The sequence below is a fragment of the Streptomyces sp. NPDC048671 genome (genome assembly GCF_055587045.1).
The window spans coordinates 479,082-499,605 of sequence record NZ_JBVJHB010000001.1; the positions used below are offsets into that span (position 1 = coordinate 479,082).

The 20,524-nt window shown below is 68.3% G+C and carries 13 protein-coding genes and 2 pseudogenes; 7 read left to right on the plus strand and 8 right to left on the minus strand.

The features are described 5' to 3' along the window. Nucleotides 1–929 precede the first annotated feature (929 nt). From ACZ6S6_RS02235 to ACZ6S6_RS02250, 4 genes are all read right to left on the minus strand, one after another. Nucleotides 930–1,322 carry a DUF6907 domain-containing protein gene (locus tag ACZ6S6_RS02235; RefSeq protein WP_469703239.1) on the minus strand — a complete coding sequence of 131 codons (393 nt, stop codon included), beginning with the start codon at nucleotides 1,320–1,322 and terminating at the stop codon, nucleotides 930–932. Then, the gene (locus ACZ6S6_RS02240; RefSeq protein ID WP_469703241.1) at nucleotides 1,322–1,558 is read right to left on the minus strand and encodes a hypothetical protein; all 237 of its coding nucleotides are present in this window, start codon (nucleotides 1,556–1,558) and stop codon (nucleotides 1,322–1,324) included. Before ACZ6S6_RS02240 ends, ACZ6S6_RS02235 begins: the two co-directional genes overlap by 1 nt. A 246-nt stretch (nucleotides 1,559–1,804) precedes the next feature. After that, nucleotides 1,805–1,984: a hypothetical protein gene (locus ACZ6S6_RS02245; protein ID WP_469703243.1), complete on the minus strand. Its 180-nt coding sequence runs from the start codon at nucleotides 1,982–1,984 to the stop codon at nucleotides 1,805–1,807. An 8-nt stretch (nucleotides 1,985–1,992) separates the two neighbouring features. Next, nucleotides 1,993–2,835 (minus strand): DUF6907 domain-containing protein, encoded by an 843-nt coding sequence (locus ACZ6S6_RS02250; protein ID WP_469703246.1) that lies wholly within the window; start codon nucleotides 2,833–2,835, stop codon nucleotides 1,993–1,995. A 202-nt stretch (nucleotides 2,836–3,037) separates the two neighbouring features. Between ACZ6S6_RS02250 and ACZ6S6_RS02255 the strand changes: the two genes are divergently transcribed. Beyond that, a complete protein-coding gene (locus ACZ6S6_RS02255) occupies nucleotides 3,038–3,274 on the plus strand; it encodes a helix-turn-helix domain-containing protein (protein ID WP_469703249.1) in 237 nt (78 codons plus the stop codon). Between the two features lie 605 nt (nucleotides 3,275–3,879). Here the strand turns inward: ACZ6S6_RS02255 and ACZ6S6_RS02260 are convergent. After that, complete coding sequence (locus tag ACZ6S6_RS02260; protein ID WP_469703252.1) at nucleotides 3,880–4,446, minus strand: peptide deformylase; 567 nt, start codon at nucleotides 4,444–4,446, stop codon at nucleotides 3,880–3,882. 820 nt (nucleotides 4,447–5,266) lie between these two features. Further along, nucleotides 5,267–5,419, minus strand: a pseudogene (locus ACZ6S6_RS02265) (helix-turn-helix domain-containing protein); the annotation flags it as partial. Between the two features lie 150 nt (nucleotides 5,420–5,569). Here ACZ6S6_RS02265 and ACZ6S6_RS02270 point away from each other — a divergent pair. The 5 genes from ACZ6S6_RS02270 to ACZ6S6_RS02290 are packed head-to-tail and all read left to right on the plus strand — an operon-like array spanning nucleotide 5,570 to nucleotide 10,100. Continuing rightward, on the plus strand, nucleotides 5,570–6,727 hold the full coding sequence (locus tag ACZ6S6_RS02270; RefSeq protein ID WP_362967291.1) for a glycosyltransferase family protein: 1,158 nt from the start codon (nucleotides 5,570–5,572) through the stop codon (nucleotides 6,725–6,727). Continuing rightward, nucleotides 6,724–7,428: a hypothetical protein gene (locus ACZ6S6_RS02275; protein WP_469703254.1), complete on the plus strand. Its 705-nt coding sequence runs from the start codon at nucleotides 6,724–6,726 to the stop codon at nucleotides 7,426–7,428. Before ACZ6S6_RS02270 ends, ACZ6S6_RS02275 begins: the two co-directional genes overlap by 4 nt. Next, nucleotides 7,425–8,660, plus strand: a complete 1,236-nt coding sequence (locus ACZ6S6_RS02280) for a glycosyltransferase (RefSeq protein WP_469703256.1) — start codon at nucleotides 7,425–7,427, stop codon at nucleotides 8,658–8,660. Before ACZ6S6_RS02275 ends, ACZ6S6_RS02280 begins: the two co-directional genes overlap by 4 nt. Then, entirely contained in the window at nucleotides 8,654–9,565 is a 912-nt protein-coding gene (locus ACZ6S6_RS02285) for a glycosyltransferase family 2 protein (protein ID WP_469703258.1), read from the plus strand. Before ACZ6S6_RS02280 ends, ACZ6S6_RS02285 begins: the two co-directional genes overlap by 7 nt. Before the next feature lie 4 nt (nucleotides 9,566–9,569). After that, nucleotides 9,570–10,100 (plus strand): P-loop nucleotide/nucleoside kinase family protein, encoded by a 531-nt coding sequence (locus tag ACZ6S6_RS02290; protein ID WP_469703260.1) that lies wholly within the window; start codon nucleotides 9,570–9,572, stop codon nucleotides 10,098–10,100. 820 nt (nucleotides 10,101–10,920) lie between these two features. Here the strand turns inward: ACZ6S6_RS02290 and ACZ6S6_RS02295 are convergent. Continuing rightward, on the minus strand, nucleotides 10,921–11,178 hold the full coding sequence (locus ACZ6S6_RS02295) for a group II intron maturase-specific domain-containing protein (protein WP_362967301.1): 258 nt from the start codon (nucleotides 11,176–11,178) through the stop codon (nucleotides 10,921–10,923). Nucleotides 11,179–11,362: 184 nt separating this feature from the next. Continuing rightward, nucleotides 11,363–12,016: pseudogene (locus tag ACZ6S6_RS02300) on the minus strand (reverse transcriptase domain-containing protein); the annotation flags it as partial. Between the two features lie 1,269 nt (nucleotides 12,017–13,285). On the opposite strand from ACZ6S6_RS02300, the gene ACZ6S6_RS02305 reads away from it, so the two are divergent. Next, nucleotides 13,286–20,518: a nucleic acid/nucleotide deaminase domain-containing protein gene (locus ACZ6S6_RS02305; protein ID WP_469703262.1), complete on the plus strand. Its 7,233-nt coding sequence runs from the start codon at nucleotides 13,286–13,288 to the stop codon at nucleotides 20,516–20,518. The last annotated feature ends 6 nt before the right edge of the window (nucleotides 20,519–20,524 follow it).

Below are 20,524 nucleotides of genomic sequence, written 5' to 3' on the forward strand. Positions count from 1 at the left end.
TTGACCTAAGAAAACGACCCCGAATCGGGGCTCTGACACCCCTTCTGACACCCGGCTGACAGCGATCAACTGTCAGCCGGGTGTCAGAACAGGTGTCACCGCAGGTCAGAGGGGGTGACAGTGGGCTGACACCTACTGCTCGCCGAACTGCTCGGCAGGTGCTCGACCGCAGGTCGGAAGTGCTCGATGTACTGCTCGGCCAGGTGCTCGGCTTTTCGCGAGCAGTGGCACGAGCACCTGGCCGAGCAGCTGTGACCTGCGGTCGAGCAGTCCCGAGCACCCCGCGAGCAGTAGGTGATACCGGGGCGTTCGGGGCGTTCATTCACTCGTTCACTCGCGACGGCAGGTGAACGAACGACGGCTCTACGCGCACACGTGCGCGCGTGCGCGAGGAGGAGCGTAGAAGTCAAGGGCTCACCCGAAATGGCTTGAGCCGAGCCGTTGAGTCATCGCCCAGTCCCGGCAAGTGCCCGGTTTGCACCCGGCGGAGACCCGGCAGGAGGGCGGCAACCTTGTATGACATCAAAGGTTTCCGCCGGGTCCGCGCCGGGCTTCCGCCGGGTACCTGCCCGGTCTTCGCCGGGTCACGGCGGGTCACGGGTCTGACCTGCGGGGTCACACCCGGGACCCGCCCGTGTCACGGCCGTGACACCTGACTTAGGTGGGGTCAAGACGGGCGCAGAACGCTCGTGAAGTTCGCCGGGCGTCTACCGCCCCGTCTATCACCCGTCTTTGACCCGTCTAAGGCCCGTCTAGGTCACGGCCGAGCCGGAACGATAGACGGCCCGAAGACGGGTCATAGACGCGCTTAAGACGGGCGCTAGACGGGGCATAGACGGGCGCCCAACGTGCTCACGGTGAGCGCCCAGATGGGCGCCCTGCCTACTGTGCCCGGTAGGAGGCGGGCACAGGCGACAGGGCGCTCAAGTTCAGCGGGACCGGCGCTCAGCGTCGACGCCGGCGAGCAGCGTCCGCAGGTTCAGCAGCCCTGCCCGGTACGAGTCGACCGCGGCGAGCAGGCTGTCGACGCCCGGCAGGTCGAGTTCGACACTGTCGTCGGTGCGCCCGTTCAGCTCCAGCCAGACCACGACCGCGGACGGTGCCGGGTCCGTCGAGTGGAGGCGCAGCGTCGTCTCCAGGACGCCCGGCAGGACGGCTCCGGTACGGGCCCGGTCGCGGGGCACGGCCACTTCGAGCGGGGCGCTGAGGTGGAAGCAGTCGTCAGCCCGGTCGTCCCAGTAGGCGTGATCAGTAACGCACCACGGCGGGCACTGGATCGTCGAGACTCCGCCGGCCACGGTCGGCCCGGTGTAGGTACGCATCAGACGTTCTCCTTCGACTTGATCAGGTGGGCGGTGGGCAGCCGGTCGGCAACCGGGATGGGCCGGCCGCTGCACTTCTCGTGCGCCGCGTCCCGGTAGGACGGGATGTCGCACCGGGCGCAGAACGAGCAGGAGTCACCCCAGTAGGGGTCCATCAACCAGAGGTGCGTGGACCACGGGGAGTCGGGCCCGTAGCGGTCCTGCGGAACCGCCGGGGCGTGCGTCAGAATGGTCATGGTTCAACCTCTCCAGGGAGTGGACCAGTGGCGGGCCCCGGGGTGCGATCCCGGGGCCCGTTGTACGGGTGGGGAACCCTTGGGCGTAAAGGGTTCCGACGGGTGGGGGGACTTGCGATGCGACCTGCGATCGAGCCCCACCCTTTTGGGATTTCACCTGCGGTTTCGGGATCCCGAAACCAGGGGGAACACTTGGGTCGCGACCTGCGGTGATGCGGGCCTGTATTTGGATCGCACGCTGCAGCGTTACGAGTCCTGCGGGCCGTTCCCGAGGAGCCTGTCGAGGACGTTGCTGAACAGCTGCGCACCGTGCCGGTCGTCCGCCGCACGGGCCACGATCAGAAGGTCCGCGACCCTCCCGACAGTCGGCCGCGGGCGGGGCTTCATCGTGCGCAACGCGATGTTCTCCGTCGGCCGGTTCACCATGGCGAGACTCACTGGTCCTCACCCGCCCGGAACGCTTCGAGCCGGTTGGCCATGGCGCGGATCTCCTCGGCGAACGCGACCAAGTTGTCAGCGAACTCCAGGGCCTGCGTGGGCGTCATGTAGAAGCCATCCGACTCGTCGTCGACGACGATGTGCGGCGCCTGGTGGGCGACGTCCGTACCGAACGTGTCCGCATTCAGACGGGCGTGCAGGACCGGCTGAGGCTGCTCTCCCATGCGCGGGCCCATCAACTCGATGGAGGCGCTGGAGTGGTAGACGTCGGCCAGGTACTTCATGCTCTCGTCGACGTGGTCGAACTCGCACCAGGCCGGGCACTCGATGTGGATGAGCTTCCCGTCGACCTCTGCCGGGCGCAGCCGCAGGGCACTTGTTGAACGACCTGCGGCGATGCGCTTGGAGTAGGACTGCTCGACCGGGGAGATCCGGGCGAGCAGTTCCCGGACCACGGACTCACGGTCCGCCTGGGGCAGGGTCCGCTCGATCTGAATCTCCCCGTCGCCGACACGGCCGGAGAAGTACCCGACGATGCCGTCCGCAGCGAGCTCGCCCGCCTCGACTTCGACGACGGTCACGCCGAGGGTCTGCAGGAGCTCACTGATCGGGGTGGTGGCGATGTCGCCGAGGGTCAGGGCCTTCCACGCCTCGGCCGGCGTCCACTCGTTCCCGAGGCCGTCCCGGTGCGCACCGTCGTGGGCGGCGGGCAGGGTGCACGGGATGCGGTGGGCGCCGATGGCCGGGCCCTGGTCCCAGCCGGGACGGCGAGCGCCACAGGCCGGCGGGGTGACGGGGGCGCCAGACGTCTTGAACGTGGCAGGTACGGTGTGCTGCATGGTCTTCTCCTCGTTGCAGGAGTGGGACCTAGGCCCTTCCTGGCGCTCGCAACGCCGGGTTGGGCCGTTCCGCGTTCTGCGGAAGGTCGTGGCCTCACAGTAGGGAACACGATGTTCCCTTGTCAACGGCTACTGACCTAGGAATATCGCCCGCTACCGCGTAACCTCATGTCCCATGAGCATGAATGGGACACTGTGCCGCATGGACAAGAGATCGCTGGAGCACATGGCAGGCCGCTTCCGGGAAGCAGAGACCCGCACGGAGATCCTGCGCATCGAGCTGGCCGAGGCGATCCGGCAGGCTGCGGCCGACGACGTGCCGCAAAAGGACATCTGCGAGGCGACGGGGTACACGCGCCAGCAGGTTCGGCGGATCGTGAAGGCCAACGCAGAGAGTGACTTGCCGTCGGTCCGCAACGAGTCCGCAGAAGACTCGTAAACAGCTAGCGCCTACCATCGCTACCCAACGTGGAAAACAGCAGGTCAGAGCACTACGGCCCCTCCATCGCAGGTGACGGAGGGGCCGCACGAGTTCGAGCTGTACTTCGACCTTTAAGCCGCAGGGTCGGGCGACCTGGGCTCAAGCCCTGGGAACAGGCTGTGACCTGCGAAAACTCTTCACAGTAGCTCTCACTGCCACCGCTTGTTCTCCGCCTGCTTGTCCACCGCCCGATCAACCTTCTGGCTTGGTGTCAAGTTAAGCGAGGGCCGCTACCCCGTAGTCGGGGTGGCGGCCCTCGCTCCAGAAAAGCCGTGCCTTGCGCAGGAGCTCCTTGGCGTCGTCTCCATAGAGAGCCGCGTCGCCCAGTCGACGAAACGCCTCCCGGTAGAACAGATCAGGTTCGGCACGTAGGCCTGCCCGTGGGGCGTCTCCTGGTACCGGCGGATCACTACTTCCTGAACCCTCCTCGGTGCCTTCGGACAGGCTCTCCTGCCATGGAACAGAATGGGTCACTGCTTCTCCTCATCCTGAGCCGGTCCCGCCTGTGCGTTTCCGGAGAGCGCACGAGGCGGATCGGCCTCTCCTCAGAGCAGCGCCGAGGGTCACGATCGGTCGTAGGCCCACGTCTGCCCGGTGTGCCGGTACTGCTCGACGGGAATGGGGGCGACTCCAGCGCTCATACGCGCGGTGTACAACAGGCCGGCGAGGTGGTCGATCTCGTGGTGGACAAGGCGGGCGAGGCCCCGCTCATACGCGGTGGTCACCGTCTCACCGGCCAGCGCAGTGGTCTCGACAGTGATCTTCAGGGGCCGTGGGACTATGCCTCGAACATCGAAGAAGCTCAAGCAGCCCTCGTACTGTTCGTCCGTCTCGTCGCAGCAGTCGGCGATTCGTGGGTTGAGCAGAATAATGGCGGGCGCGTCGCCGGGCGGCTCGACGACAGCGGCGGCGCGGCTGACACCGATCTGTGGGGCCGCGAGGCCCATGCCCTTGGCAAAGGGGTGGGCCTGGCCGATGCGGTCCATGGCGGCGAACAACTCGTCTACGACGCGCTCTGCTTCGTCCCGCTCGGCAGGCAGATCGAAGACGCGGGCCGCTTCGGTGAGAATGGCGGCGCCCTGTTGGACGACTCCAAGGTCTCGCATCCGCTGGCTGGGCCGCATGTCCATCACCTGAACTCCCCTTGTTTCGTCTCGGGTTCGGGCTGTGCCCGGAACCGCCATTCCAGACGGTACCGAGCATGCAGCGCGGGCGTGGTCGTGATCCATGTGAAGTCCGCTGTTCACCGTCGTCACTGCGGATCGGTGGGGTTCGAAGCGGAGAGGCTTCGGCGGTCATAGAAGTCTCGGTGCCCCAGACGACGGGGTCGAGAGCAGCCGGGAAGACTAGCTGGACTTCGAGTTGCTCGGTAGGCAGACGTACGGCTCGCTGGAACCAGTTGCCCCACTTCTCGTCGCCGACGGTATACGCGTACTCGATCCAGACGGACTCGCCCGGGTAGAGAGGGAAACGGCCGTGCTCGTTGTCGAAGAGCAGCCAGACTTCCTTGAACGCGTCGCGGTCGTGCTTCGCCTGCCAGCGCATCGCCTCACCGCGGCAGGTGGCGGTGAGATCGAGTTCGTCCCAGGTCAAAGGGTGCGCCCGGTAATGAGCGTTGGATCGCTCGGGATCACCGGGGTAGCGGTCAACGGAGACGCGGATCAGGTAACGGGTTACCGGCTCGGCGCCCGTGTTGCGCAGCAGCCGACGCATGGTGAGCCGGTAGGAGCGGCCGTCGTACCGGAGGAAGGCGGCATCGTGTTCGACGACGAGGGCGGAATCGGTTGCGTACGGCTGCTCGGGGCGGCGGGGAGCCGACGGGACCGAAGACGTGAGGCTGGTGCGCGCCCGCGCCTTCTCGTACTCACGCCATCGCCGCCAGATGGCCTTCCCCGCGTTCAGCGCCTCGTCGGCGAGCCGGGCGAAGTCCTCGCTGGGCTTGTGGCGGCCAGACTCCACGTGGCTGACGTAGGACGGGTCGAACCCCATCGCTCTGGCCAAAGCCCGTTTGGACATGCCGCGCACCTCGCGCCAGCGTGCCACTTCCGCCGCGAAGTCCTCGGCCGCCTGGTCGACGGTGATCTCTTCGCCTTGCGCGTCCATCGAAAGACCCCGCCCCCGCGTAATGGTCAGTGAGCATGAATGAACCGTGAGTGATCCCAGTTCACCATCCCGTCACGGCCTGCGTCACAGGTTTCCTTCCCTCATCACCCCGGATCGACCTATCCGGGAAAATGAAGGAGGCGACGTTCGATGCACGTGTTGTACCTGCTCAATATCTCCAACCCCGACCGTCTGTCCGCTGATTCGGGATGGATCTTCGCGGACCTGCTCGCTCCGGCCCTGGTGGATGCCAGCGCGAGCGTGACCGTTGCCGCCCCGGCCGCAGTCGGAGACGAACGTTGCGGCTTCTACCTGACCGGCGTGCCGGAGACGAAGTACCGGGCACGGTTCTCGTTCGACCTCGACGAGCTGGTGGAACTGATCCGGGAAGAGCAGCCGGACGTGGTGGTGGCCAACCAGATCGAGGAGGCTCCCGCCCTCCGTGTCGCGTTGCTGGAGGCCGGATCGGACGCGCTGCTGGCCGGCTACTGCCACTACCTTCCCTTCTCGTTCAGTGCTGGTGGCCAACTCCTGATGGACCCCTCCCTGAACGACGCCGGGCTGGGCAGGTCCGTGCTACTGGCATTCGCCGCCGGGTTGGCCGCGTGCGACCGGGTGATGGTCCACTCGGGTACGGCCGCGTCCTGGGTGTCTGCCGCTGCTGCTCGGATGACGGTGGATCTCGACGACAAGCTGCGGATCGTGCCCGCTCCCCGCGACGAACGCCTCGTGCGGGACCCTGCCCATGCCAAGCCCGAGTGCAGCGCTGGTGCGATCGGCGTCTACAACCACCGGCTGTACGCGCACTACGGCACCGAGCAGTTCGTGGATCTCGCCCGGCACCTCGCCGTGTCCGGCACAGTCCGGTTGCGGGTCATGGATCTCTTTGGACCGCGCCGCGCGGAACGGAAGAGCCTGGACGACAGCCCAGAGCGCATGCTCGAGCAACTCGCCGCCCTGCCGCACGTGCAGATCGTCTCCGACCGGGGTGACCGCGTTCGCTACAAGAACCTGCTGGCCGGCGCCCGCTTCGGCATCGCTCCGTTCCGCCCCGGCTGCCCCTGGTCCATGAGCGTGATCGACTGCCAGGGCATGGGCCTGCCAGTCATCGCGCCCCGGTTGGGCTGGCTCGCCGAACACATCGACCCCGAGCTGCGCTTCACCACACCGGCGGAAGCCGCCGAACTGGCCGAACGACTGACCACCGACGACGAGTTCCACGCCGTGCATGCCAAGCGTGCGTACGCCTCCACCGCCGACTTCACGCCCGCACGGGTCGCCGCACGCTACTTGGAGGCCCTGTCATGACGCTCTTCGACGCCGTTCTCCTGTCGTATGACGAGCCGATGGCAGACGCCCTGCACTCGCGGCTGCAACGGACCCTCGGGGGTTCGGTCAAGCGCCTGCACGGGGTGCACGGAATGCGCAGGGCCTACCGGCTGTGCGCCGAGGTCGTGGACCGCGAGCAGTTCCTCCTCGCCGACGGGGATTTTGCCATTGCTGCCGACTTCGATGTGACTGCGGTCGAACCGCTGCACGAAGGGGTTTCCATGCGGGTGTGGCGGGCGATCAACCCGGTCAACGGCCTGGCTTATGGATACGGCGGGCTCAAGCTCATCCGCCGCAGTGCCCTGCGTGAGATGGGCGAGGCCGTGGACGTGCTCGCTGCCCTGCCGGGCCGGATCGAGTTCGCTCAGCAGACAGCGGGAATCACGAGGTTCAACCAGAGCCCTTTCCACGCGTGGAAGGCCGGTTTCCGGGAGTGCGCGATGCTCGCTCGCGGCAGCGAGTACGACATGGCCGACGATGGCTCCCGCCAGCGGGTGGCAGCGTGGGCCAACAGCCGCAACGGCGAATTCGCTCCGTACGCCGCCGCCGGGGCCCGCGAAGGGATCGCCTTCGCCATGGAATTCGCCCGCGCCTCCGGACAGTTCGACCACCTCAACGACCCTGCGTGGCTGCGATCCCGGTTCACCGCCGCCCATGGGGACCAGGCGGTAGGCGGATGACCGGCCCCTTGGTGCTGATCGAGCCGTACGCCGACCGCCTCGGCGGGCACCACCAGCGCACGCTGGTAGCCCTCGCTCAGGCGCGGCCCGGGAGCCTTGTCATCGCCCCGCGTGGGATCGCCCGCGAGGCCGCGACGGCCCTGCGCGAGGCTGGGGCCCTGCTGCTCACCGCACCCGCTGGGTGCCCGGCGGCCACGCTGCTGGCCGCCTCCCGTATTGCGGCCGGGCTTTCCAAGGCTGGGCTGCGGGTCTTCCGCTCACGCCGCTGGCCCCGCCTCCTGCGGCGGCTTCCGCACCAGATCACCCTCATCGCCCGGTGCCTTGCGGAGGCGTCGGCCCTACGGACCGCCCTCCGACTGGAGCCCGGCGCCGGGGCGGTAGTGATCCTGAGCGCGAGCGAGGCCCTGCACGGTGCCACCGCGCTCCTCGGCGGGCTGCCGCACCTGCGGTTCGTCCACGAACAAGTCACGACCGAGGACACCGTCGTGCGGTTCCTCGGCCGACTGGCCTGTCGGGGCGAGGGGCAGGTTCTGACGGTGTGCCCGACCCAGGCCGTGGGCGATCAGTTCACGGCAGCCTTCCCGGACCTGCCCATAGTGACGCGAGCCTTCGCAGTCGACGACGGCCGCCGTCTCACAGACGCCGAACGCGACGGCGGCCGTGCTGCCTTCGGCATCCCCACCGGGGAAGCCGCTGTGTGCCTGGTCGGCGGCTGGTGGCCCTACAAGGACATCGGCGTCGTCGATGCCGCCCTGGCTCTGTTGAAGGAGCCACTGCACCTGGTGGTCACCGGCATCCCACTCGACGAAGCCGTTCTCGCCCGGTGGCACGACCTGAGGAACGTCCGCCTCCACACGGTGCCCGGACCGGTCGGCGAACCCGTGCTGCGGCTGGTCTACGCCGCCGCCGACGCCGCCCTGGTCACCCGCCGCCCCGGCGTCGGCAAGGAGTCCGGGCTCGTGATGGACGCCGCCCGCCTCGGGGTCCCCCTGGTCGTCTCCGAGCACGACCCCGGTCTCACTGCCCGATTGAGCGACCAACCCTGGGCCCTGACCTTCACCGCCGGCACCCCGGACGCCCTCGCCGAGGCCCTGCACTGCGTCATCCGTCAGCCGCCCGAGCAGCCCGGCCCCGAGGCACCCCACCTGTTGGGGATGTGGTCGGCGGCCGGGCAGGCCGACTTCCTCACCCGCACCTTCGCCACACTGCGTACGAAGGAGTCCCGATGCTGAGCACTCCTCCCGCGCTGATCGCCGTCGTCGGCCCGATCGAACCTCCGCTGCTGGCCGCCTGGGTCCGCCACTACCGGAGGCTGGGCGTCGAGCGGTTCCTGATCGCCTTCCACTTCCCCGAGCACGTGACCGACCAACTGCGGCACGAACTCCAGGCCGCCAGCCGCGAGCTGGGCATCATCCCGACCGGCACCAGCACCGGTCCGTGGCACGAACACACCAACACTCAGCTCAGAGACGCACTGCGGCACCGAGCCGGCCCCGGCTGGCACCTGCTCGCCGACGCCGACGAGTTCCAGCAGTACCCCGCCCCGCTGAGTGAGGTGATCGCCCAGGCTGAGAAGTCCGGGCACCGAGTGGTGGGCGGCCTGATGCTCGACCGGATCGCCGCGAGTGGACATCTGACCGGCTGGAGGCCCGAAGGCGGACTGGATCTCGCCTATCCCCTCGGTGGGCACCTCACCCACCGGCTCCTGCGCGGAGACCCGCGCAAGATCGTGCTCGCCCGCCATGACGTCACCGTTGCGAGCGGCAACCACAGGGCCCCTGGGCAGCATCCGGATGCCGACCGTATCTGCGCGGTTCACCACTTCAAGTGGCGCTCGGGCGTCCTGGACGACCTCCGACGCCGGGTCCAGCACTTCTCGACCGGCGCATGGCAGGAACAGACCCCGGCCGTGCGCAACGAAGCCAGCCGCCTCCTGTCGCACGTCGACCGGCACGGCGGCGTGATCAACACCAGCGATCCGCGGTTCGCCTTCCGTGGCGTGAGCCTGGACCGCATGCCGTTCACCTGGCCCAGCGAGGCTTGCGGGATCGTCACGGCCTGGCGACCGCACGTCGCGCATCGGCCAGGATCGGAGACAATGAGCGCGCCCTCGGACAGCTCTCCGCGGAAGGAATGACCGCGTGCCCCTCGCCGTTCTCCTGGCCGGCATCACCGGCTCCGGGAAGACCACCGTCGCCCGAGCCCTCGTCGGCCACGGCTACACGCGGCTGTCCGTGGACGAGGAGGTGCACCGCCTCCACGGCCGATACGGCGTGGACTACCCCGAGCACACCTACTTCGAGCGCGAACGGCCCGTGGTCACGGCGATCCGGGCACGGCTCGTCAAGGAGCTGGAGGCCGGAAACGACGTCGTCCTGGACCATGGACTATGGCGGCGCGCCGAGCGCGACGCCTGGCAGCAGGCCGCCCGCGAAGCGGGCGGCCACCCGGTCGTGGTCTACCTCCCTGCCGACCGGGAAGAGCTGCTGCGACGCCTCGCCAAGCGCAACCAGCGTGAGGACGCCAACGCCCTCGCCGTCACACCCGAAGCTCTCGACGACTTCTTCGCCCGATTCGATCCCCCGGCCGACGATGAAGAAGTCACCGCCTACACCGGAAACCTGGACGCGCTTGTGGCGGCGCTGTCTGCGGCCAGGCACAGGCAGGACTGAAGCAGACCCGCTGACTGCTCGATATCACCGACCCTGGCGTGTCTGCCACGCGCTTGGCGTTGGCTGCGCTCAGCGCTCTGCTCGCGCACTGCCGTGGGCGCGGGCTGAGGTGCGGACACGAAGGACATGGCGCTCACGGTGCTTCGCCTGCGCGCTGCTTGCACGCGCTTGTTCGGCTGGGCGGTGATGCGCCACACGCCACACCGGGACCTGTGCCGGTGAGACCACGGTGCCGAGTTCACGCCCGGCGGCAGCCTCGCTCAGGAGTTGACGGGCATTGTGGCCGGCGGGCTCGGTGCGGGCGAGGGGGGCTCGGTGGGAGAGGTCTGCCAGGACCGGATCGACGCAGCCAAGCCGCAGTAGCTCAGCAGAAACAGCCTGGGCCCGTGGTGTCGGTCGGCATCATGGGCCTACGTGCGTACGCAGATCATCAGTCCCAGATCAGCCTGCCGCCCTGAACACGCCCAGTTGCGCCCTGCGCCCCCGCAGAAATCTGCTCCATGAGGACGACCGTCTCGATGAACAGACGGGTCAGTGAGCCCTTTCCAACCTGCGCTTATGGATCTGCCGTTGGGGTGGCAACATGGTGGAGTCTCTGGTATTCGGGTTTTCGACCAAGAGAACCTTCTCCACCAGAGGCATCATGTGCGTGTCTGTCCCTCCGGCATCAACATGTCCAGCCTTGATCGTTCATGAGTCCCCGTCAGCGAACCAACGGGGACTCATGTAGGGTCAGGGGCTGGCGCGGTGGCGTAGTACGTACGCCCCGTTTCCAACCCCCGCCACATCGAACCGTGCATGCGGTTCTCCCGCACACGGCTCACCGACGCCGTTCACCACCGGCATTCGGCCTGTCCCGCCAGTCCCGGAAAGGTCTGGGTGCAACTACGTTGCCGTGTAAGGCGATCGGACTCAGTTGGCCTCGTGAGGCGAACGCCACCACGGACCATCCGAAGCCCCGGCTGCGGCGATGCCGTTTGGCGAGAAATCCCGCCATCCGCATCCGCGCGTAGGACCCGATCTTGTCGAAGTGCCGGGCCGAGTTCCCGAACCGGAAGTAGGCGGCCCACCCCCGCAGGAACGCATTGACGTCCCTGCACGATCACTTCGACAGGCAGCAGCAGTCGACGCCGTTCCGTAAGTTCACGGACCCGGTCGCGGGCATGCTGCATGGCCTTGCTCGCAGGCCAGCGGGCGAGGAAGGTCACAGGGCGCTTCCCGTCGCTGGACCGGGACGCCACCAGACGGTGATGGAAGCCGAGGAAATCGAACCCCTCGCCCGCCACCTCCAGGTGGACGATCCGGGCCTTGGCTGCCTTCGGTTCCAGACCGAGATCAGCCAGCAGACATGTCAGCCGCTCCAAAGCAGCTTCGGCCTGCGCGCGGGTCGCGCACATCACCACCGCATAATCGGCATAGCGGACCAGCACCCCGTGCTGCCGTGTCTCCCACGCCCGATCGATCCGGTGCAGAAAGAAGACATTGGCCAGGAGCGGGGAGACAACCCCGCCCTGAGGAGTACCGGTGACCGGCCGGCGGACCTGCCCGTCTTCCATCACTCCGGCCCGCAGCATTGGGCGCAGAAGCTTCAAAGCGGACTGATCACAGACACGTTCCTCGACCGCGTGCATCAACTTCTCATGGTCAATCGCCTCAAAGCAGTTGGCGATGTCCGTCTCGACGGCCCATCGCCGTCCCCGCCAGGACTCATCGATCAAGACCTGGAGGGCATCATGTGCGCCCCTTCTGGGCCGGAACCCGAAAGAGCACGGCAGCATGTCCGCTTCGAAGACCGGTTCGAGCACCCGCCTGCACGATGTGGTCGCGGACCGCCGGAATCGACAAGGGCCTTTGCTCCGACGTACCGGGTTTGGGGATGAACACCCGGCGAGCCGGAAGCGGCTGCCACCTACCATCCTTCAACTCCGGGGCCAGCTCGCCGAGAAGCCGAGTGACCCCGTACTCCTCGATCTGCACGAGATCAACCAAGTCGATGCCCGGGGCGCCATTGTTACGACGCACCGTCAACCATGCACGCGCCAGGACATCCCTGCGGTGGACCTTGTCCCCCAGCGCGTGGAACCGCCGTCCGGGATCGGCCTTGGCCGCCCGGTAGAGCGCATGCTGGAGGGCACGGACCGGATCCGAGGGAGAACGTCCCCCGACGGCGGGACTAGCCACGCGGGCACTCACCGGGCCCCTCCACTTCAGCGGTACACATCGACGAAGCAGCGGCCCTTCCCTCACCGGCGGTTATGTTGTCCGCTCGGCTCAAGCAGTACTACGGCCGCCTCCGACGCCCACCCGGCCCGCTTCCCCTTCCCGGGGTACCCCCGGTTATAGGTCGCGATGCTTCCGACAGCGCTCTTGCCGCAGGCTGCCGGGCCGGGGAGGGCCTTCCCAGTTCCCGCCGTCACCTTCGAAACGTTCCATGCCCCATACGCCGGGGAGTCCCTAGCGGCTGCCCATCCAGGATCTTCACCGCTTCCATGGCCTTCGCCCTGATTTCGGGGGCTCGGCTCTCTCTGTCCCCACCCTCACGAGCAGGCCTCTAACGACGCCGCAGACTTCGCGTGATGCAACGGACCGCTTCTTTGCTCCCCCTTCACAGGGCTTTCGACGCTGGACTTCGATGCCGGGCGTTTCCCCCCGACGCCGCCAGCCTGCTACCGGGCTCCTGGCAGCTACCCGGACCGGACTCACACCGGCAGGCGACGACGAGCTTACGGACCACGATCAACCACCTACATGGCCAACCTCCAAGTTCTGCTGGGCGTACGAACGATCGAGGCTAATACAACGATTGCGAAACGGCTTAGATCATTTTGTCTGCCACTGTGTGGATGGTGGGGCATTGGTGAAGATCCTTTGACCTTTCCATGATCGGCATGTGCGTGGGATGATCCTTCGGGCGTGTCCTGCGGGACCGGGCGTACCCGACTGGCAGTCATGCGTCCCTTACAGAACGGTGGTCGCCTGCTCTTGGGGGAAGAGTGCGCCGGAGTGACGTCACCCTGAGGGGCGGCACACGCCCGGGGTGACCTTGTCGTGCCCACGGGCGGGCTCTGCCTCCCTCAGGAAGTTGGGCAGATCTCATGTCATGGGCTCGGGATGTCGGCAGGCGCCGTCGTCGTAGAAGACAGGCTTTGAACAGGGCCACGGCCGGGACGGCTTTTGTCTCCGCTGTGGCCGTACTCGCGGGACTGATCGGCGCGGCACCGGCCTCTGCGGCTGATGTTCCCAAGGAGGGCCCCAGCACTCTCCAGAACATCACCGGGGAGGCCGTCCGGGAGGATCGTTGCCTAGCCGGCGTGGCGCTGCACTTTGGCGGTCCGAAGATGAAGGTCAAGGCCGCCGAAGGACTCGCAGGAAGTGCTGACGAACTGCGGACCGCCATCGGTGACTGGATCGGCTACGGGCCGATCGGTTGGGCCGATACGGAAGACGATGAATACAACCTCGCCTACGGCAAGGAACTCGGCAACCGAGAAAAGGCGTTGGAGGACGGAAACAAACCGTACGCCTCCGATGCTTTCTACAGTGACGAGATGGACTGGGATATCCCGGAGTTCGACTCCGAGATTTGGCAGTACTTCGGCATTCAGGACAACCTGGCCGATCGGCTGGGCTGGGACGGTCACACCAACGCCAGCCCCGAGGCGGTCGCCCGCGCACGTGAGATTGCACAGGAGAACTATGACCGGGAGGGAGCGGACGGCTACAACAGCTGGTTCGAAGCCAACTGGTCCTTCCGTGATGAGGAGGTGTACCGGACGCGTTACTCGGGGGGCACGACGGCCACTGATATCGCGTTCTACCTTCAGTACGGGGGTTTCCCCACTGAGGCTCCGACTGAGGGCTCGGCCGAATACCGGGTCGTGGTCGAGGACCTGAAGCAGGCATGGGCCGGCTGCAACTGGCAGAACCCGATGGCCTCGCAAGAAGTATTGAGCGGCCCGATCATGACCGCCATGACGGAGTGGGAGCTGGAGTACGCCGGGCAGGCGGCCCAGCGCGACACGATCGTCCAGGCGGAGTCGGTCGCAGCGAACGAGACGCGCGCGGCAGCGGACGACATGGTCCAAGCCATCCAGCAGGCCTGGCGTGCCGACCAGATCCTGACCTGGAAAAAGGTCGTGGCCCAGGAGCTCGCCAACGACCCCGAATTCCTCTTCAAGCCCGAGCCCGAGCTGTACGCGCAGGCCGAGGCCGACCTCGCCGACGCCCGGGCCAAGGCTGACGCGCTGGCTACATCGGCCAATGGCCACGCCGCAGCCGCGAAGACGGCGGCGGCGAAGGCGACGGCCGCGCAGCAAGAGGCGTGGGCCATCGCCGACACCACAAACGTGCCGCGCGGCCGGGGTCTGATGTATGCCCAGCAGCCCGTGCAGGTTACCCGTGCTTCGGCGGCGGCGGCCGAGGCGGCTGCCAAGGCCACTGAGACGGCCCGCGACGCCACCGACGCCACCGTCGGCACCAGCCGCACGCTGACGGCGAAGGCAGAAACCGAGACGCACGCGCTCAACACCGAGTTCCGTCGTATCGCCGCGCAGGAAGCGGCCGCTCAGGCCAAGGCCGCAGCCGACGGCGCCGAGTCCAACGCTGAGGCCGCGGCCGACAGCGCGGCGGATGCCAAGACGGCCGAGGCCTCCGCGAAGGGCAAGCAGGAGACGGCCCGTCAGAAGGCCGCCGTCGCGCAGACCCAGCGAGCCTCCGCCGAACTGGAGTACGCCACTGCCGTCGCGTCCCGCGCCGAGGCTGCCCAGGAGCGGACCACCGCCGCCGAGGCGGAATCCCGGGCCGCAGCACAGCAGACCTCGGCTGGTACGGCGAAGGCGAGCGCCAAAGAGGCCGCCGACGACGCCGCCACCAAGCGCAAGAGTGCCGACGCGAAGGCGAATGCGGCCCAGGCCGCTCGCGAGAAGGCGGCCGCGGCACAGCAGAGGCAGCAGGCCACCGCAGCCCGCGCCGCCGCTCTAGAGGCCGCCGCCGCGGCTGCCGCCGGCACGGCAGCGGCCGGTGAGACTCGTACGGCCGCCGACCAGGCGCGGGAGGCTGCCGCAGCAGCGGCCACCGCTGCGGCCACCGCCCACGACGCGGTGAATGACGCGACGGCCGCGGCGGTCTCCGCGCGTTCCGCCGCGACGAAGGCCGAAGGAGCTGCCGGACGCGCCCAGGCGGACGCGGACGCCGCATGGTCGGCGTACCTCGCGTCGACCGGTGCCGCAGCGACCGCGCAGACCAAGGCTGCCAAGGCACTCGACGCAGCCAGCGACGCGGCCCTCCGTGCCCAGAACGCAGCCACCGCGTCGAACCAGGCATCCGTCCTGGCGAAGCGAGCCGGCGACGAGGCGGCCTCGGCAGGAGTTGAGGCCGCGCAGGCCGTCGACTCTGCGGCGGTCACCGCGGGCAGGGCCTACGCGGCCGGGCAGGCGGCTCTGGCCGCGCGAGACAGTGCGACGAAGGCGGTAGCCGCCTCGGCCGACGCCGTCGCGCTCGGCTCGCCGTACCAGGAGAGCGACAGCGCCGCTGCGTTCGCCGTACTGACCGGACAGAAGTCCAAGACGGTGGCCGAGCAACAGGCGGCCGCCGCGGAGGCCAAGGCCGCCGAGGCCGAAGAGGCCGCCCTAGATGCGCAGCAGCTCGCCGAGCAGGCCAAGGGCGATGTCAAGGCCGCAGCCGAGGCCGCGGCGCAGGCCGCCACCGACTCGGCACGCGCTATCACCGCCGCGGCCTCCGCCCAAGCCTCCGCCCAGGCGGCGACCACCTCCCGGGAAGGTGCCAAAAGGGCCGCCGACACGGCCTCCGACTACGCCCAGCAGGCGGGTGTCGACGCGCTCAGCGCCCAGGCGACGGCCAACAACACCGACACCGTCGCCGGCGAGGCCGACCGAGAAGCCACCGACGCCGAACGCGACGCGCTGAAGGCTAAGGAAGCTGAGGGCCGGGCAGCCAAGGACGCGCAGGAGGCCAAGGGGCAGGCTGAGCAAGCCGACCAGGAGGCGAAGGAGGCCGAGAAGCGCGCCTCCGACGCCGACAGCGACAGCACTGCCGCCGAGGAAGCCGCCGACAAAACTGAGCAGGAGCAGCGGGAGAAGAACGAGCAGGAGCACCAGGAGGCCATGGAGGAAGGCGACTACCCGATTCCGGGTGGTCCGTCCTCGTGGGCCCAGCTGGGTGAGCAGCAGGAGGCCATCCTGCTGGCGAAGTGCGGCCAGAGCTGCGTCGACGACTACCGGGACGCGTATGCCGCCGTCTCCGTCCATGTCCTCGACTGGGTCGCCACGCACGGCGGGCAGATACTCCTTGATGAGCTCGGTGTGGCCGAGGTCAAGAAGTGTCTGGGCTACAGCGGCGTCGAGAGCTGCCTGTGGGACCTGGTGGACATCGCCTCGTCCTCCGGCATCGTCGGCCGGATCCCCGCGCTCGCGGCGGCGATCGACCAGGTGAGCACCGGCATCCAACAGGTCTTCACCGACGCCGACGACGCCCTCCGCAAGCTGAGCGAACTCACCGGACTGATCGGCATGACCCGCAGCACCCCGCGCCTTGACCGGTGCATCGCCGGCGTGGCACTGCACGCGGGCGGACCCGAGATGAAATCCGAGGCCATCACGTCGCTATCCGGCACCAATGCCGAACTGCGAGAGGCCGTCGGTGACATCGACTGGATCTACCTCGGACCGCTGGGCCAGGCTCGCGAACGTGACATCCAGGCTTCGAACGACTACGCGGATGCCGTCGCGGCCCGGTCAGACACGCTGGAGCAAGCCAATAGGCCGTACGCGCTGTCCGCGTTCTTCAGCGACGACATGGAACTGAACGTTCCGGCGTTCGACAAGGAGGTCCTGCAGTTCACTTCCACCCAAGTGGGGATCTCCTACAAACTCGGCTGGGACGGGCACAGCAATCCCAGCGCCGAGTCCGTCGCGCGGGCCAGGGAGATCACCGACGAGAACCTCGGCAAGGACTCCTGGAACGACTGGGGCGCCGCTGTCATGCTGCTCGGCAGCGCGGTGACCAACACTCGCTTCTCAGGCGGAACGACCGCCAGTGACATCGCTTCCTACCTCAGGCACGGCGGTTTCCTGACCGAGGCCCCGCAGAAGGACAGCCCGGAATTCCGCGTCGAGGTGGAGAGTCTCAAGCAGTCCTGGGCTGCCTGTGACAGCGCGGAGCCCACGGACCCGCGGAACAAGCTCTCCGCGGTGGCCGCCCAGGCGCACACCGAGTGGGAGGCGGAGTACGCCGCCCAGACCGCGCCCCGCACCCTGATCACGCAGGCAGAGGCCGATGCGTCGGCCGCCACCCGCGAGGCCACCGACGACATGATCGCAGCCATCGGCCAGGCCTGGCGCGCCGAGCAGATCCTCACCTGGCAGCGCGTCTGGCACGACGAACTGGAGAGCGACCCCGACCACCTGTTCAAGCCCAAGCAGGCCTTGTTCGACCAGGCCAAGGTCGATCTCGCCACGGCCCGGGGCAAGGTCGCCGCCCTCGTCATCTCCGCCAAGACGAACGCTGCGGCCGCGAACACGGCCGCGCAGAAGGCCGTCGACGCACAGAAGGACGCCTGGGCGATCGCCGACGCGGCCGAATTCCCGCGCGGCCGGGGTCTGATGTATGCCCAGCAGTCGGTCCAGGTCGCCCGCGCCTCCGGCGCGGCCGCCACGGCCGCCGCGAAGGCCACGGAGACCACCCTTCAGGCCGTGAATGCGACCGCTCAAACCTCGTCCGCACTGCTCGCGCTGGCGCAGACAGAGGCACACGCCCTGAACACCGAGTTCCGGCGCGTCGCCGCCCAGGAAGCCGCCGCACAGGCGAAGGCGGCGGCGGACAGCGCCGATGCCTACGCGGCCTCGGCCGCGGCGAACGCGGCCACTGCCAAGAAGGCCAAGGAAACCGCTCTGGCGGAGGAGGAGGACGCCCGCAAGGCCGCGGCCGAAGCCCAGCGGACGCGTGCTGTGGCCGAGCTGGAGCGCGCCAACGCGGCGGCCTACCGGGCCACCGCGGAGAGCGAGCGGGACAAGGCCGCCGGTCATGAGGCGGACGCGGTCGCGCAGGGCCGGATCGCCGCCGACGCCCGTGCGTCGGCGGAGGCATCCGGAGCCACGGCTTCGGACCGCAGGGGCGACGCCGAGCAGGCGGAACGCGATGCGGTCGCCGCCCGTGGCAGGGCCCTTGAGGCCGAGCAGCGGCGGGACTCGCTGAAGGCGAAGGCGGCGGCACTGGAGGCCCACGCCGCCGCTGTGGACGGTACGGACGCCGCGGAGGCGGCCCGTGCCGCCGCGACCGACGCACGTAGCGCCGCCAACACCGCGACGACGGCGGCCACCAACGCACGCACGTCGGCGAACGCGGCCACGGCCGCTGCCACCAGCGCCCGCGAGGCCGCCACCAAGGCACAGGGCGCGGCATCGCGCGCCAAGGCGGCGTCCGACGCCACCTGGGCCTCCTACCTGAAGGCGGCCGGTGCCGCCGCGGCGGCCCACGCCGCCGCGGCCGAGGCCATAGACGCCTCCGAGGCGGCGGCGCTCGATGCCAAGGGAGCAAAGGAACAGTCGGAGAAGGCCTCCGCCGCGGCCAAGACAGCCAAGGAGGAAGCGGCCGCGGCGCGCAGTGAGGCATTGCAGACGGCATCATGGGCGGCGGTCACCGCCGGCAAGGCGTTCGCGGCCGTGCAGTCGTCACTCGCGGCGCGGGACTCCGCGGCAGCGGTGATCAAGCCGGCGAACGAAGCGATCAGGCTCGGCGGTCCGTACCAGGAGACCGACAGCTCGGCCGCGTTCGCGACGCTCACCGGCCAGCAGTCCCTGACGGTCGCGCAACAACAGGCGGCCGCGGCCACCGCCACGGCCGACCTGGCCGAGGGGTTCTCCGCGGAGGCGAAGGCCCTCGCCGCCCAGGCCGCGGCCGACATGAAGCTCGCGGCTGAAGCGTCGGCAGTGGCCGCCGGCGACGCCGCCCGCGCCGCCAAGGCGTACCAACGGGCCCAGGCCTCGGCCACCCAAGCCGCGAAGGACACGAAGCTCGCCCAGGCATCGGCGAACCGCGCCGACGGCTACGCCCAATCGGCGGCCGCGGAAGTGGCAAGGGCCTGGACGGCCTCGAACGACGCCGCCACGGACGCGGCCGCGGCGGACAACGCGGCTACCGAGGCGGAGCATGACGCCGCTTCGGCCCGTACCGCGGCCACCAAGGCCGAGGACGACGCGGCCAGTGCCCGCGACACCGCCACCCGGGCGGAGACCGACGCGACGGCGGCGGAGAAGGCCGCCGAAGGCGCGTGGGACGCGGCGAACGAGGCCCAGGAGGCCGCGGACCGCACGGAGAAGGCCGACAACACCGAGCAGATCACGCAGGGCGCCACTACCGGGATCGGTGGGGTGTGGGAGGTCCTCGACCACATCGAGTACATCGGCGAACCCAAGAACGTCGTCAAGGACAACTGCAACCCGATCATCCACATCGGCAACTGCACGATCACGGCCGACATCACCTACAAGTCGCACTCCGACGTATTCATGTGTCTGGCCTCGTCGGACTCCTACTCGGGCAGCTGCCCGGACGCCGACACGATCTACCTCGGTCCTGAGGTCTCGGACGCCCAGACCGAGCGGATGTCGCAGACGCTGACGATGGTCGAGTTCAACTCGGGCATCGACCCCATCGATATCCTGCTCGGCGACTTCATCGGGTGCGCCAAGCTGATCAATCCGTTCATGGCGGGAGGCAACTGGGGCGACTGCGCCTGGGTCGTGGGCATGTTCGCGGTTGGCGCGCTCTTCAAGGCGGGCAAAGCCGCGGTGACGGCGATGGATGCCGCCGCCAGGACCGGGATCGGTTTCGCCGATGCCTGGACGGCGCTGAGAGCCCTCAGTCTTTCCGAAGCAGCCATCAGCGGAATCGCAGGGAAGATGGCGGAGAAGTTCTACGCCTCTTGCCGGAAGGTATCGCGGGTCGCAACTGTCGTTCCGATGGGTATTATCGGCAGCCCGGTTCCCGAGTATTCCTGCATCGGGCTGATCGCGTACAATAGCACTGACCTCTCCCGCATGGCCTACAAGGCAAGAATCGAGGCGGGTTTCGGTGTCCTCGGTAAAAGAAATGTCGCCGTCGCGCGAGTTCCGGGCTGGAACGACCCGAAGTTCGGTGATCTCGTCGTCGGTTTCAGCAAGGGGGGCGGTTTCCACGCGGAGGACGACATCCTGGAGCAGCTTGCCAAAAAGGAAGTCTCACCGAAGGAGATTGCCGAGCTCTACACTGAACGGCAGCCTTGCCCTGTGTGCGGACCAAATCTGGAGAACCTTCTCGATGAGGGCGCAGAGATCACGTGGTCTGTGCAGTGGGGATCGAACGGAACGATGAACAGTGCGTTCGAGGCGATTCTAGCGAAGATGATCCAGGCCCAGGGCTAGCTCCCG